The organism is Streptomyces sp. NPDC020489 (assembly GCF_044386545.1).
Taxonomy (GTDB): domain Bacteria; phylum Actinomycetota; class Actinomycetes; order Streptomycetales; family Streptomycetaceae; genus Streptomyces.
In genome coordinates this window covers 565,923-579,814 of sequence record NZ_JBIRUZ010000003.1, presented here as the reverse complement: position 1 = coordinate 579,814, position 13,892 = coordinate 565,923, and the positions used below count along the sequence as shown (strand labels likewise).

At 72.3% G+C, this 13,892-nt stretch carries 10 protein-coding genes; 1 reads left to right on the top strand and 9 read right to left on the bottom strand.

Translation table 11 applies throughout. From position 1 onward, the window contains the following. Window positions 1–4: 4 nt before the first annotated feature. The 7 genes from ACH41F_RS09620 to ACH41F_RS09590 all read right to left on the bottom strand — a co-directional run bounded on the left by ACH41F_RS09620 (window position 5) and on the right by ACH41F_RS09590 (window position 10,202). On the bottom strand, window positions 5–2,320 hold the full coding sequence (locus tag ACH41F_RS09620) for an acyltransferase domain-containing protein (protein ID WP_391239157.1): 2,316 nt from the start codon (window positions 2,318–2,320) through the stop codon (window positions 5–7). A 48-nt stretch (window positions 2,321–2,368) separates the two neighbouring features. Then, window positions 2,369–3,424: an aldo/keto reductase gene (locus ACH41F_RS09615; RefSeq protein WP_391239155.1), complete on the bottom strand. Its 1,056-nt coding sequence runs from the start codon at window positions 3,422–3,424 to the stop codon at window positions 2,369–2,371. A 10-nt stretch (window positions 3,425–3,434) separates the two neighbouring features. Beyond that, on the bottom strand, window positions 3,435–4,244 hold the full coding sequence (locus ACH41F_RS09610; RefSeq protein WP_391239152.1) for an alpha/beta fold hydrolase: 810 nt from the start codon (window positions 4,242–4,244) through the stop codon (window positions 3,435–3,437). After that, window positions 4,241–7,033, bottom strand: a complete 2,793-nt coding sequence (locus ACH41F_RS09605) for a beta-ketoacyl synthase N-terminal-like domain-containing protein (protein WP_391239149.1) — start codon at window positions 7,031–7,033, stop codon at window positions 4,241–4,243. Before ACH41F_RS09605 ends, ACH41F_RS09610 begins: the two co-directional genes overlap by 4 nt. Further along, a complete protein-coding gene (locus ACH41F_RS09600) occupies window positions 7,026–7,457 on the bottom strand; it encodes a phosphopantetheine-binding protein (protein WP_391239146.1) in 432 nt (143 codons plus the stop codon). The genes ACH41F_RS09605 and ACH41F_RS09600 overlap by 8 nt, the downstream gene beginning before the upstream one ends. A gap of 250 nt (window positions 7,458–7,707) precedes the next feature. Beyond that, complete coding sequence (locus ACH41F_RS09595; RefSeq protein WP_398834102.1) at window positions 7,708–9,102, bottom strand: aldehyde dehydrogenase family protein; 1,395 nt, start codon at window positions 9,100–9,102, stop codon at window positions 7,708–7,710. Next, a complete protein-coding gene (locus tag ACH41F_RS09590) occupies window positions 9,102–10,202 on the bottom strand; it encodes an AMP-binding protein (protein WP_391239140.1) in 1,101 nt (366 codons plus the stop codon). The genes ACH41F_RS09595 and ACH41F_RS09590 overlap by 1 nt, the downstream gene beginning before the upstream one ends. Before the next feature lie 207 nt (window positions 10,203–10,409). Between ACH41F_RS09590 and ACH41F_RS09585 the strand changes: the two genes are divergently transcribed. Continuing rightward, complete coding sequence (locus tag ACH41F_RS09585) at window positions 10,410–10,754, top strand: hypothetical protein (protein WP_391239137.1); 345 nt, start codon at window positions 10,410–10,412, stop codon at window positions 10,752–10,754. 25 nt (window positions 10,755–10,779) lie between these two features. Here ACH41F_RS09585 and ACH41F_RS09580 read toward each other — a convergent pair whose 3' ends face one another. Then, window positions 10,780–12,186: an FAD-binding oxidoreductase gene (locus tag ACH41F_RS09580; RefSeq protein ID WP_398834099.1), complete on the bottom strand. Its 1,407-nt coding sequence runs from the start codon at window positions 12,184–12,186 to the stop codon at window positions 10,780–10,782. Between the two features lie 92 nt (window positions 12,187–12,278). Next, window positions 12,279–13,892 (bottom strand): amino acid adenylation domain-containing protein, encoded by a 1,614-nt coding sequence (locus tag ACH41F_RS09575; RefSeq protein ID WP_391239132.1) that lies wholly within the window; start codon window positions 13,890–13,892, stop codon window positions 12,279–12,281.

Sequence of the window (13,892 nt, the reverse complement as noted above, 5' to 3'; positions counted from 1 at the left end):
TCGTTCAGCTCGTGGGGACGAGGTGTTCCGTGCGCTGGAAGGCGTATCCGGGCAGGCCGGTACGCCGCGGCGTCCGCTGTGGGTGGAGCGCCGGCCAGTCCACCTCGACGCCCGCCGCCCACAGCGCGCCGAGGGTGCTCAGCAGGATCTTCACGTCGGGTGTCGGGTCTGTCGGGTGCGGCAGCGACTGCAGGATGGCGTGGTCCCGCCGCAGCTCGGGGTGACGGCGGGCCAGGGCGGACAGGGTCGAGCCCGGCCCCACCTCGACCAGCGCACTGCCCGGGACGGCCGCGAGCGTGTCGAGGACCTCGTGGTAGCGCACCGCCCTGCGCATGTGGTCGCGCCAGTAGGCCGGGGTGGTGACGGCCTCCGGCCGGGCCCAGTCGCCGGTGGTGTCGGAGATGACGGGGATGGCCGGTTCGCCGAGGTCGACCGTCGCCACGTACGCCTCGAACTCGTCGAGGACCGGTTCGACCAGGGACGAGTGCCCGGCGCCGGGGATCTTCAGCAGACGGGCCTCGAGGCCTTTCCCGCCGGCCTCCTCGACGAACCCCTCCACCAGGTGTTTCGGTCCGGAGATGGTCACCTGGTCGGGTCCGGAGATCGCGCCGATGTCCACCCCTTCGGGCAGCAGCGGGAGCAGGTCGGCCTCCGGCAGCCGTACGGCTGCCATGGCACCGGGCGCGAGGCCGGCGAGCAACTCCGTTCGTTTCACGACGAGTCCGACGCCGTCCATGAAGGAGAAGACTCCGGCGACGCAGGCCGCGGCGTACGCGCCGAGGCTGTGGCCCACCACCGCGGAGGCCCGGACGCCCCACCGCTGGAAGGCGCGTGCCAGGGCGTACTCCACGACGAACACAGCGGTCTGGGCGATCGGCCCGAACGCGAGGTCCCGCTGCGCCTGGGCCTGCGCCTCCTCGCTCACGGGATTGACGACCGTGCGCGGGTCCAGCCCCTGCCGGTCGAGCACCTGCTCGGAGAACTCGTCGACGTCCGCCCGGAAGAGCGGATCGGTCAGGTACAGCTCCCGTGCCATCCCCGGGTGCTGGCCGCCGTGTCCCGGGAAGGTGAAGACCACCGGGGGCGCCTCACGCGACCTCCTGGTGACCGGGCGGCGGGATCGCAGGCCCTCCAGTTCGGCGACGGCGTCGTCGGTGCTGCGGGCCACCACGAAGCGCCGGTGCGGATGCGCCGCACGTCCGGTCTGCAGCGTCCAGGCCGCGTCGGACAGCGCCGGGGCGTCGGCGCGGCGCGGCCGGTCGAGGAAGCGGCTCAGGCGCCCGGCCCACTCCTGCGCGGCCTCCGGGGACTTCGCGGAGAAGGGCAGCAGCTGCCAGCTCTCCTCCCCGGTCCCGTCCCGGGCCACCGCCTGTTCGACGACCACGTGGGCGTGCGTGCCGAAGGGACCGGACGCGCTCACGCCGACCCGGCGCGGATCGGACGCGCCCGGCCGGTCCTCCCCGACCGTCAGGACCGCCTCGACGAGCGCGGCCATGGCGGGCGCGACGTCCGTGACCCGGGTGCCCGAGGCGGTGAGCGTCGCCTCGACGCTGTCCGCCGCCACCCCGCCGGCCGCCAGGGCCGCCCGGACGACCCGGTCGCGGGCGGCGGCCTCCGGCTCAGCGGGCCGCGCCGTGGCGACGGCGGTGGCGCGCACCAGTGCGTACACCCGGTCACCGTCGTCGTGGGCCGCCCGCAGCGGCTTCAGTACGAGGACACCGCAGCCGCCGGTCGCCCCGCCCTGCGCACCGTCGGCTTCCTCGGCCGTGTCCACGCAGACCGCTCCGGCCAGCGCGATGTCGCACTCGCCGCTGAGCAGCGCCTGAACGGCCGTGTGCACGGCCACCGGCCCGGTCGTGCTCGCTGCCTGGACCGTCACAGCGGGCCCGGTGAACCCGAGCTTGTACGCGACCCGTGAGGCGAGGAAGTCCGCCCCCGTGCCGGCCCGGATCTGCCTGTCGTCGACATGCGCCAGCAGATCGCCCCGGCGGCGCAGCCGTGCCGCGTGCGTCGTGGTGCCGCCGCCCGCGTAGACGCCGATGACCGCGTCGTCGCGGGCCGGGTCGTGGGCGGCGTCCTCCAGCGCGTGGTACGCGCACTCCAGGAGCATCCGCTGCTGCGGGTCCATGACGACGGCTTCTCGGGGCGAGATGCCGAAGAAGGCGTGGTCGAACGCGAACGGGTGCCGCAGCCGCTCACCGGCACCGGTCGCCCCGAGCCGCTCCCGGAAGGCGTGGAGATCGTCGGCCTGTCCGAACCGGGCTGCCATCCCGACGACGGCGATGTCCACGTCGCCGTCATCCGCTGCTACGTCCGTCATGACTGTTCGTTCCTGTCCTTCCGTGGGGTCTCGGCTCGGACGGCGGGTTCACGCCGCCGGCGTGCCGGGGCGGACGAAGCGGTCGCTCGCACAGCCCAGGACCGACTCCTGATGCCCGGCGATCAGCTCGTAGGGCTGGCCGAGGCGGGGAGCGCTGACCTGGTCGAGCCGGGCCACATGGGCGTCGTCGAGGGTGATGTCGAGCGCCTGGAGATATGCGTCGAGCTGGTCGACCGTGCGCGGCCCGATGATCGGCACCAGCGCCGTGGCGGACCGGGCGGCCCGCGCCCGGATCCAGGCGGTCGAGACCTGCGCGGCGCTCAGACCGGTCTCCTCGGCGATCGCCAGGACGGTGTCGACGGTCTCGGTGCGCTGCTCGCTGTCCTCGGTCCGGATGGCGAGACCGTCCCAGTCGCTGAGCCGCCCGGTCCGGCTCTCTCGGTACTTGCCGGTGAGCAGACCACCACCGAGCGGGGCCCACAGGGCGGCGCCCAGCCCGAGCGCCTCGGCCATGGGCAGCAGTTCCCGGTCGGCGCCGCGCTCCGCCAGGCTGTACTCGAACTGGACCCCCACGAGCGGCGTCCAGCCGCGCAGTGCGGCGATCGCGGCCGCCCGGCTGACGCGCCACGCGGGGAAGTTCGACAGCCCGGCGTACAGCACCTTGCCCTGGTGGACCAGATCGTCCAGCGCCAGGAGGATCTCCTCGACGGGGGTGACGGAATCCGGCAGATGGGCCCAGTACACGTCGATGTGGTCGGTCCCCAGCCGCTTCAGGCTGGCCTCGAGGGACCTCCTGATGTTCTTGCGGCTGTTGCCGGTGCCCGAGACGCGGGGCCGGCCGGTGCCGAGTGAGAACTTGGTGGTCACCACGAAGTGGTCGCGGTCGGAGGCCAGGAACTCGCCGAGCAGCTTCTCCGCCTCGCCGATCTGGTAGTTGTCGGCCGTGTCGATCAGCGTGCCGCCGGCGTCCGCGAAGCGGTCGAAGATCTTGCGGGCGTCGTCGCGGTCGGCCCCGCCGCCCCACAGGGTGCCGAAGTTGGCGGTCCCCAGGCCGTACTCGGACACCCGCAGGCCGGTGTTGCGGCCGAAGGTCGTGTAGCGCATCGCGATTCCCCTATGTCTCGGCGCACTTGTCGGCGGTGTCTTCCGCGTGCTGCTCCGCGCTCAGGGACCGGGCGACAAGCCGCGTCAGCTCCCGTCGCCGGTCCGGGTCCCGGAAGTAGAAGTGGCCTCCCGGCAGCACGTGGCGGTCCAGGCCGGCCCGGGTGTGGGCCTGCCACTCGAGCTGGCCGGGGTCCTCCTGGTCCCCGCAGAACGCCGTGACGGGGACGTCCAGGGGCTCTTCGGGCACGTACGCGTAGCTGTCCGCCATCTCCGCGTCGGCGCGCAGGTATCCGAGCACGATGCCCCGGATCTCCTCGTCCTCCTGGATCGGCTGCGGCAGTGCGCCCCACCGGTTCTCGATCTCGGCCAGCAGCTCGTCGTCGCTCAGCCGGCGGACCGACTTCCGGGTGGTGATCGGCGGGGGCTGCATGGAGGAGAGCAGCAGCCGCCGCGGCAGCGCCCGGCCCGCCCTCCGCAGAGCCCTGGTGACCTCGAAGGCCACCAGGGCGCCCAGACTGTGCCCGAAGAAGGCGAAGTCCCTGCGGCCGAACTCGATCTCGCCGACCAGGTCGGCCACCAGATCGGTCATCCGGGTGTACGGGGCCTCCGTCTCGCGCGGGGCACGCCCGGGCATGCGGACGGCCCACAGCCTGATCCCCGGCAGGTCGTCGGACCAGCGCAGGAACTCGCTCGCCGAGCCGCCCGCGTGCGCGAAGCAGTACAGATCCAGCGAGGTCTGGGTGCGCGGCCGGCGACCGGAGAGCCAGCGCTGCTCGGACGGGCCGGCCGCTGTCGGCACGGGGTTCGTGGTGCTGCTCATGCGGATTCCTCCTGCGTGCCGTGCGCGTCGTCGTGGCCCTGGAGCTGACGCTCGATCAACTCCGCGAGTCCGGCGGCGGTGGGCGTCGCGAACAGGGCGCGCGCCTTGATCTCCACCGGGTGGACCGCGCGGATCTCGGCGAGCAGCTTCGTGGCGATGAGGGAGTCACCGCCAAGGTCGAAGAAGCTCTCGTCGGGCTCGATGTCCTCCAGGCCCAGGGCCTCGGAGAAGAGCCGCAGCACCAGGGCGAGAGGGGTGCCGTCGGCCGCCCCGTCCCCGCTCCGTGAACCGACGCCGTCCGCGGAGGGCGCCAGTTCGGCGGCGGGGACCGGGCCGTGGTCCTGCGCGGGCGCCGTCGGCTGCGGTGCCCGCCCCTCGCCCCCGCCCCACGCCGCCTCGTCGTCCGGGTGCCGCAGCAGGTAGGGCAACCGTTGGAAGGGATAGCCGGGCAGCGGCACCTTGAAGCGGCGTTCCCCGTCGTGGACTCCCGGCCAGGAGACGGCGTTGCCCGCGAGCCACAGCCTGCCGAGCGCCGTGTAGAGCGCGGACAGCACATCGGTGCCGACCGAGTCGCGCTGGGGGAAGGCGGCGACCAGACGGTGCGCGGCGGCCGGGGTGAGATGTTCCCTCGCCCGCGAGAGCAGCGCCGGCCCGAACCCGACCTGGAGGAGGATCCGGTCGGGATCCTCCAGCAGGGTGGGGAGCGCGAGGTCGGTCGCCATCCGGTCGCCGCCCGGTGCGGCCCACTGGTCCGCGTCGATCACGGCCCCGGCGGCGTGCCGGCGCCCGTCGCCGAGGATCACCGGCACCCGCAGCGGGTGGGCGCGCACAGTGGCCGGCCGTGGTGCGTCCGCGCCGTCCCGCGCCCGCCGCACCACCAGTGCCAGCGCGTCCGGCAGTGTGAGGGCCCCGGCCACCGTGGCCGCGACCAGTGATCCCACGCCGGTGCCGTGCACGACGGCCGGCTGCACGCCCCAGCGCTGCCAGAGCGCGGCGAGGGAGTACTCCAGGGCGAAGACGTACACGTCCCGTGTCGCCGGCTCGTCGGCCCAGGTGAGGCCGCGCGCCACGCGCCGGACACGGCCCGCCAGTTCGGGGCCGACGGTGTCCATGCAGGCGTCGAACGCCTCGCGGAACGCGGGCTCGGTGGCGTGCAGCCGCCAGGTCTCCGCGGGGCCCACCTCTCCGGGGAAGAGAAGAGCCACGGGCCGCTCGCGCGGCGGTTCCACAGCGCGGATCACCCGCACGGCACCGTCGTCGGTCCGGGCCAGGCCTGCCGTGCCGTCCTCGCCGACGACCACGAAGGCGCGGTGCTCGTACTCCCGTCGGCCTGTCTGCAGGGTCCACGCGACGTCGGCCGGCGGCAGGGCGGGGTTGCGCTCCAGGTGCTCGGTGAGCTGACGGATCCGCGCCCGCAGGGCCGGTTCGGTTCGCGCGGAGAGGACCAGCAGCTGGGCGGAGCGCGCGGAGTCACGCGCGGGCCGGGGCGGTGCCTGCTCCAGCACGAGATGGGCGTTGACGCCACCCACCGCGAACGAACTCACGCCGGCCCGGCGCACGGACCCGTACGGCTCCCAGGGTTGCAGGCGGGCGGCCACCCGGAACGGACTGGTCTCGAAGTCGATCTGCGGGTTGGGCTCGGTGTGGTGGAGGCTGGGCGGGATCGTCCCGTGCTCCAGGGCCAGCACCGTCTTGATCAGTCCGGCGGCCCCCGCGGCGGCGTCGGCATGGCCGATGTTGGTCTTCACCGATCCGACCAGGCAGAAGCCCTTGTCCTCGGTGTCGGCCCGGAAGGCCTCGGTGAGCGCCGTGATCTCGATGGGGTCGCCCAGCGGGGTCGCCGTGCCGTGCGCCTCCACGTAGGTGATGGTGCGGGCGTCCGTGCCGGCCGCCAGCTGGGCCTCGCGCACCGCCGCCGCCTGCCCCTGCACGCTGGGGGCGCCGAAGCCGATGCGGTGCGCTCCGTCGTTGGTGACCGCCGATCCCCGCACCACCGCACGGATGTGGTCGCCGTCGGCCAGGGCGTCGGACAGCCGCTTCAGTACGACGATGCCGACGCCGTTGCTCGCGACCGTGCCCGCGGCGCGGGCGTCGAAGGCGCGGCACACACCGTCCGGGGACAGGGTGCCGTCCGGCCCGGTCCAGACGATCCGCTTCGGCGGTACGTGGACGGCGACGCCGCCCGCGAGGGCCAGATCGCAGTCGCCGGCGAGCAGGCCGCGGCCGGCGGTGTGCAGCGCGACCAGCGCGGTGGCGCACGCGGACTGGACCGTGACGGCCGGCCCGCCGAGCCCCAGCCGCTGCGCGGTGCGCGCGGTCAGGAAGTCCGGAGCCGTACCGAGCAGGATGTCCTCGGCGGTGACTCCGGGCAGCCGGTCGCGCTGGGCCCGCAGGGTCTGCTCGTACCGGGTCTCGGTGCATCCGCCGTAGACGCCTATGGCGCCGGGGAAGCGTTCGGGGTCCTGCCCGGCGTTCTCCAGGGCCTCCACCGCGCACTCCAGAAAGACCCGGTGCTGCGGGTCCAACAGAAACGCTTCTTTCGCGGAATAGCCGAAGTGGTCGGCATCGAACCACTCGGCTGCGTCCAGTCGGCCGCGGGCCGGAACATAAGTGTGCGAGGCATTCCCACCGGGGTCGGGAACTTTTTCGGAAGGCCCACGGGAAATCGAATCGATTCCCTCGGTGAGGTTGTGCCAGAACGCGTCGAGGTCGGCGGCCCCCGGAAAACGTCCGGCCATGCCGATCACGGCTATGAACCCGTTGTCGTCCTTGTGCTCGAGGTCAGTCACCGATATCTCCCGAAGCCGTACGGGCGTCGGTGAGGTCCTGACCGCTCAGCTGTGCCCTGCGCCGCCCCAGACGGCTGGTCCCTCTCGTCCGCCCCGCTGCGCGGCCGGTACCAACCGCCGTGCCCGCCGCGCCGTCCAGGAACCGCGCGAGGGACGAGACGGTCGGATGGTTGAAGAAATCGATGAGCTCGACGCTCTTTCCGAGCCGCTCCTGAACACGGTCCCGCACCAGCTGCAGGAGAATGGAGTGGCCGCCGATGTCGAAGAAGTTGTCCTCGATCCCCACCTCCGGAAGTTCCAGCACTTCGCACCAGATCTCGCTGATGACATCGGTGGTCGTCGACCCTTGAGAGTTCTGGTCGGAAATCGGCACGGCAGGAGATTTCTGCCCTTCCTGCGGATTCCGACGGGATGCGTGATCCACTCCACTCCTCCCCGCGAAGCGGGCGCTTTCTCGTGCGTCACCAGAATCATCCGTGGCCCTCGGCCGGGAGTCCAATAAAAAGACTCCCTGATCGGCAGAATGGTCCTTTATGCAAGCGGGCCGGAAGTATGCCGTGGCGGATCGGCGACCAACGGCCGCAGGCCCGGACCGAATGGACGGTCCGGGCCTTTCCGCGGGCGAAAAAGGGGTGTGGCCGGGCGGCGTCCCGGGGACGCGTGCCGCCGGGCGGTCAGATGCGGACGAACGTCTTGCTGCGCATCAGGAACTCACCGAGATAGCCGTCGTGCGGCAGTCCCGGCCGGTGCCAGTGGGTGGCCCGGCTCCCCACGTGCACGTTGCTGATCGTCGGCTCGGCCACGAGGGCGTCGACAAGTTCCTCGTCACGTGTGAGGGCCGTCAGAACGAGTGTGTCGCGCAGCGGCTCGATGCCGTCCTCACGGCTCCAGGGCGCGACCCACACGCAGGGGAAGGGCAGTTCGGCGCCGACCTGCGGGGCGTCCGCCGCATCCACTTGGTGGACCGTCGGGCGCAGCACGGCGCTGCCGTCGCCGAGCGCGTCGACGAAGCCGGTGCCGCCGAGCCAGGCGCGGGTGCCCCGGGCCCGTTCCAGCACGTACTTCTCCGTGGCGCGCGCGGCCTTCTCGTGTTGCACGGGCAGGCACGCCTTCTCGTCGTACGGCGGCAGGCTCGGCAGGGCCGCCAGTCGCTCGGCGAGGGCTCCGGCCACCGGTGCGGGATCCCCCTCGACCAGGACGGCGGTGGCGTTGACGCAGCCGCTGCCGGCGTGGCGGGTGATCGAGTCGACGATCATGTCGATGTGGTCGCGCCATTCGGTGTCGGCGGTCAGAAGGATCTTCGAGCGGCCGGGCTGAAGGGAGAGCACGCCCGGGTCGTCGGCGTACTGGCGGATGATCTCGTCGCCGCCGTAGGCCAGGTCCGCGTTGCGCACGATCGCGTCGGCCGCGTCGTGGCCGCAGGGCAGCAGCACGACGTGGTCCTCGCCGAAACCGGCCGCGCGCAGCGCGAGCACCAGCCGCTGCGCGGTGAAGGGCTCCCGGCGCGCGGGCCGCACCGCGACGCGGTAGCCGACCGCGAGCGCCTCCGGCCAGAAGCCGTGGGTGCCGGGGTGGTTGCCGGGCACGTGCACGGCGAGCACCTCACCGCGCCGGCTCCACACCGCCTGCCCGGTGCGGGCCAGCGGGTCACGCCAGTCGGGCACGTCGCCCTGCGGCCGAGCGAGCTGGACGCTCCGGTAGGACTGGGAGACGCGCTCGGCACAGGTCCGCGCGGCGGTGCGGACGACGTCGATCGGGAGCCCGGAGACCCGCGTGACGGTGGTCTCGTACTCCTGGAGGGTCATACCGCCCAGTTCGGCGGAGAGGAACAGTGCGGCGGCGCGGGCCAGTGCGGCGGCCCGCTCGGTGGCAGGCAGCGGCCGGGCGGCACGCAGCGCCTTCATGGTGCGGTTGACGAACAGCGCGGGGACGAGGCTCAGTTCGGCCAGCAGTGAGCCGGTGACATCGGTGACCTGCTCACGGTTGTGCGTCCGGTAGGGCCCCGAGGGCCCGAGCGCGTCCACCACGCGTGTCGCGGACCCGTCCGCCGTCTGCGGCGCCGTTGCCATCAGTAGACCCCTTCGATGACGGTCTCGTTGTCGAAGCGCGCGACGGGCGCGATGCCGGCGGCCGAATCGCCGACGCGGCCTTCGGGCGCGGGGATCCGGATCGCGGTGTCGCGCTCGAGGTTGTTGGGCAGCAGCAGGGCCTTGCTGACGTGGTGCATGACGACCTGGCCGCGCTCGCCGTGGGCGACCGGACGGCCCGTCGCCGGGTCGACGACCTCGAAGGTGATGTACGGCGAGAAGGTGTCGAAGACGCACGGTTCGTCGAGCGGGGTGCCGTACCGCTCGCCGGCGATGCCGAGGATCATCGTGCTGCCGTAGTGGCCGTAGAGCGCGGTGCCGGGGAAGATCTCGGTGCGGTACAGCTGCGCGGTGTCGGCATCCATCTGGGTGCCGCCCCAGCGGATCGCCCGAACCTTGTCGTTGACGAGGTCGACCAGTTCCTCGCGCTGTGCGATGCGCTCCAGCAGCGGTGGCGTGACCGTCATGACGCCGATGGGCTGGGTGCGCAGGATGTGCGCCGCCTGGTCCACGACGTGCTCGGCGTAGGCGTCGGCCTGGGCGCCCTTGCCCTCGGAGATGAGCCGCTTGACCCAGCGTGGGTCGAGATCGACCTGGAATCCGTACCGGCCGTGGGTGAGCGCGGAGCGGCGGAAGATCTCCCCGACGATGTGCGGTCCCGAGGGGGTGATGCCCAGCCAGTCGACGCCTCGTGGGAAGCCGTGCCTGTCCAGGTTGGCGTTGCTCCAGGCGACGAGCTTGTCCATCCAGTCGCGGGGGCACACCACGCGCTTCGGGGCGCCGGTGGTGCCGCCGCTCTCGTAGACGCCGACGATGTCGGGTGCCGTGCCGTATCCGCGCGGCACGAGGTCGGCGGCCGGTACGTCCCGCAGTTCGTTGGCGACGTTCGGGAACAGGCGCAGGTCGTCGTAGCCCTTGATGTCCGCCAGGGGGTCGAAGTCCAGCGACTCGGCGCGTCGCAGCCAGAACGGGGATCCGGTGTCGGGGTTGAAGTGCCACTCCATCGCGGCCCGAACGACTGCGTCGGGATCCGGGCTCGCATCGTGGGGCAGGTCCAGGATCGACAGATCTGCGCGCGCCACTCGTCCTCCTCAGACGATCAGCCGGCCGCGGGTGGCGGTCCGGCCGTCCCGCTTGCCGGGCTCGGTACTGGATTGACGGACATCTGGTATCTGATCAACGGAAGGAGGCCGGGCACATGAGTGGTTGGTACTCAACTACCCCTGCTTCCAAGGGACTTATCGAGACTTGCACTCCTCGGTCGTCGGATCGGTTCGTACACTGGCGCCATGAAGGCAATGATCGCCTGGTGGGATCTCGACGGGTCCGGACACAGTGTGGAGTCCCTTCGGGGCTTCCTGCGCGAGGAGGCCGAGCAGGCCTGGTCGGACATCCCGGGTCTGCTGCTGAAGGTGTGGGTGGCCGATCCGGAGCACAACCGATGGGGTGCGGTCATGATCTGGGAGTCCGAGGAGGCCGCCGCCACCGCTCAGTTGCCGCGCAGCGCCGGTGAACTGATCGGCCGTCCCCTCGCGTTCCGCGAGTGGTTCGACGTCGAGGCCACCGTCGAAGGCGCCCATGATCTGCCCTCCCTCGCCGGACTCGGCCTGGCCCTGCGCAAGCCGCCGGAGTAGCCGGTCGCGGCCACAACCGTCCACGTCAACCCCCTTCGGACGGCGGGATGTTGCGGTTGCAGCGGAACATGTTGGCCGGGTCCACGGTGTCCTTCAGGGCCGTCAGTCTCCGGTGATCGGCCGGCTCCCAGTAGTCGTCGGCCGCATGGTCGGAGGGGCCCTCCGCGCATCCTCCGTAAACCAGGTTCTGAAAGCGGCCCACCGGCTCGGGTCCGGCCGCGTCGAGCAGCTTGCGGTGGGCGGCCCGCGTCTCCTCCGGGTCCGCGAACTGTGCCGGCGTCAGGACGCGCACGAGGTACCGGGCGTCTCGATGTCCGACCGCGTTCGGCACCCGGGGCGGTCGGCCGAGGGCCCCGCCCAGATGTCGTATGTCGACGACGCACGGCACGGCGGCACCGGGACCGGTGAGCTCCAGGACGAAGGCGGCCAGTTCGACGTCGAACTCCCGCACCAGCACGTTGTCCCCCGTGTAGGCGTGCGGCAGTTTCGGGTCGTCGTAGATGGCACCGCACTCGGTGTACGGCATCTCCGCGACGGTGTCCGCCACCGGCGGGCCCGCCGCGCGCAGCGGCGCCACCAGCTCCGCACCCCGCCGGGAGTCGCCCGTGTAGGCGATCCGTACGTGGGCGAGGTGGCGGCCGCGCAGCCGGCCGGGGACCATCGGCACGTCCGGATACCCGATCAGCGACACGGAAGACGTCAGCTCCTCCGGGAGCGTCACGGTCCACTGCCGGTAGGCGTCCAGGATGCCGGGGGTGCGTACGGCGTCGAAGACGAGCTCGCCGCCGTAGATCCGGCTGACGGGTACCAGGCCGATCTCCATGCCGGTCACCACGCCGAAGTTGGCGCCGGCCCCGCGCAGGCCCCAGAACAGCTCGGGCTCGCTGTCGGCTGTGACGTGCCGCACCCGCGCATCCGCCGTGACGACCTGAAGCGAGGTCACGTGGTCCGCCGCGTAGCCGAACTGCCGGGCCAGCAGCCCCAGTCCGCCGCCGAGGACGTAACCGACCACCCCGACGTCGGGCGCCGAGCCGTTCAGCGGGGCGAGTCCGTACCGTGCGGCGGCGTCGACGACCTCGGCGAAGCGTGTGCCCGGCGCGATCCGGGCGGTGCGGCGCACGGCGTCCACCCTGACCCCCCGCAGCCGGTCGGTGGTGACCAGTACGCCGCCGTCGGCGGGTACGGACAGACCGTGTCCGGTCGCCTGCACGGCCAGGGGCAGCCCGCGTTCGGCCGCGTGGGCGACGGCCGCCACGACGTCCGCGTCCGCTTCCGCCCGCACCACGAGGGACGGGCGATGGCGGTAGGCGGTCTGGAATCCGGCGCACGCGGTGTCGAACCCCTCGTCGCCGGGGGCGAGCACCGCGCCCCGGACCTGTGCCCGGAGCGTGCCGGGCGCTGTCGGCCCTGGGGCCTCTGGGACGCCGTTCATGGTGAGCGTTCCTCTCTCCTGCGGCTCCTTGCCCGGATCGCCGCCGGTCGGTTCACGGGGTGGGGGGACGGCCGGGCCGGCGGTGCGGCCGGTCACAGCGGGAACGGCGCGAGGTCCCCGGACACCACGCGCTCGCGCAGCGTCTTCCGGTCGACCTTGCCGTTGGAGTTCAACGGCAGATCGTCCAGGGGGTGGTAGGTCAACGGGATCATGTACGGGGGCAGGCTGTCGCGCAGCCCCTTGTCCACCGCCGCGATGTCGACGTCGTCGCCGGAGACGACCGCGGCGAGCATCGTGGTGCCCTCCTCGACACCGGGGACCGCGAGGACCACGGCCTGCGCGACCCGCTCCTGCCGCAGCAGGTGCGCCTCGACGTCCCCGGTCTCGATCCGATGCCCCAGGACCTTCACCTGGGTGTCGAGCCGGCCGAGGTATCCGTACTCCCCCGACTCCGTCCTGCGGGCGAGGTCACCCGTGCGGTACCAGCGGCGGGGCGCACCCCCGCCCGGTGCCGTGACGTGGAAGGCACGCGCGGTCAGTTCCGGGTCGTTCCAGTACCCCTTGAACACCTGTGGCCCGTGCAGGCACAACTCGCCGACCTCGCCGACCTCGACGGCGGTGCCGTCCTCGTCCAGGAGGGCGACCTCCATGCCCGGGTACGGCACACCGATCGGCACGATGCCGTTCACGGAGCGTTCCGGAGAGGTCCGGTCGTCCCAGCGGTGCACCATGCAGGCGACCGTCGCCTCGGTGGGGCCGTACAGGTTCTCGAGCACCGAGTCGGCCGCTGCGGCGGCCCAGGCCCGGGCCACGGGCGCCGGGAGGGCTTCGCCGCAGAACAGGCTCCAGCGCAGGGTCGGCAGACTGCCCGGTTCCAGAAGCCCCCGGCGGTGCTGCAGCACCGCCACCGAGGGAACCGAGAGCCAGACCGTGAGGCGCTGTTCCCGGACGAAGTCCAGCGGGGTCAGCAGGTCGAACGAGTCCATGGGCACCAGACACGCCCCGCTGCCCCACGCCATGAACGGGTCGAAGATGGACAGATCGAAGGTCTGGTCGGCCGTGTGCGCGAAACGGTCCTCCTCGGTGAACGCGTACCGCTCGGCGTTGACCCGCAGGAACCAGCCCACGTTGGCGTGCGAGATGGGCACGCCCTTGGGACGGCCCGTCGAGCCGGACGTGAAGAGCACATAGGCCTCGGCGTCGGGGTCCGGGAACACCGGTTCGGCCAGGGGTGCTGCGCGCCGGACGTCCGCGCGGGTGAGGACGGTGACGTCACGGGGCAGGTCCCGGGGTGCCTCATCTGTCTCGGGCAGGACGACGGGCGGAGCCTGCCGGAGCTCGCCGAGCAGCCCGCCCAGTTGTCCGGCGGATCCGTCGTCGGCCAGGATCACGTCCAGCCCCGCGCGTTCCGCGATGTCCTTGTTGCGCGAGACGGGATACCTCTTGTTGAGCGGTATCGCGGTCGCGCCGGCGAACAGGGCTGCCAGGAAGCCCGCGTAGGTGACGAGGCTGCGGTGGCCGAGGATCCCCACCCGCTGGGGCCGGCCGGCCGTGCTCTGAAGCGCCGCGGCCCAGAGCCGGACCACCTCGTCCAGTTCGGCGTAGGACCACGTGTGCCCGTCGAGACGGAGCGCGGGCCGGTCCGGAAAGCGCCGCACGCTGGTGTGGAAGCCGCTGTGGAGGAACTGTGGGTGGGATTCCTGCAT

Bases quoted from the DNA above. Each gene is read 5' to 3' on its own strand.
- ACH41F_RS09620 (WP_391239157.1), bottom strand. From the start codon at position 2,320: ATGACGGACGTAGCAGCGGATGACGGCGACGTGGACATCGCCGTCGTC.
- ACH41F_RS09615 (WP_391239155.1), bottom strand. From the start codon at position 3,424: ATGCGCTACACGACCTTCGGCCGCAACACCGGCCTGCGGGTGTCCGAG.
- ACH41F_RS09610 (WP_391239152.1), bottom strand. From the start codon at position 4,244: ATGAGCAGCACCACGAACCCCGTGCCGACAGCGGCCGGCCCGTCCGAG.
- ACH41F_RS09595 (WP_398834102.1), bottom strand. From the start codon at position 9,102: ATGGCAACGGCGCCGCAGACGGCGGACGGGTCCGCGACACGCGTGGTG.
- ACH41F_RS09585 (WP_391239137.1), top strand. From the start codon at position 10,410: ATGAAGGCAATGATCGCCTGGTGGGATCTCGACGGGTCCGGACACAGT.
- ACH41F_RS09580 (WP_398834099.1), bottom strand. From the start codon at position 12,186: ATGAACGGCGTCCCAGAGGCCCCAGGGCCGACAGCGCCCGGCACGCTC.
- ACH41F_RS09575 (WP_391239132.1), bottom strand. From the start codon at position 13,892: ATGCAGGAATCCCACCCACAGTTCCTCCACAGCGGCTTCCACACCAGC.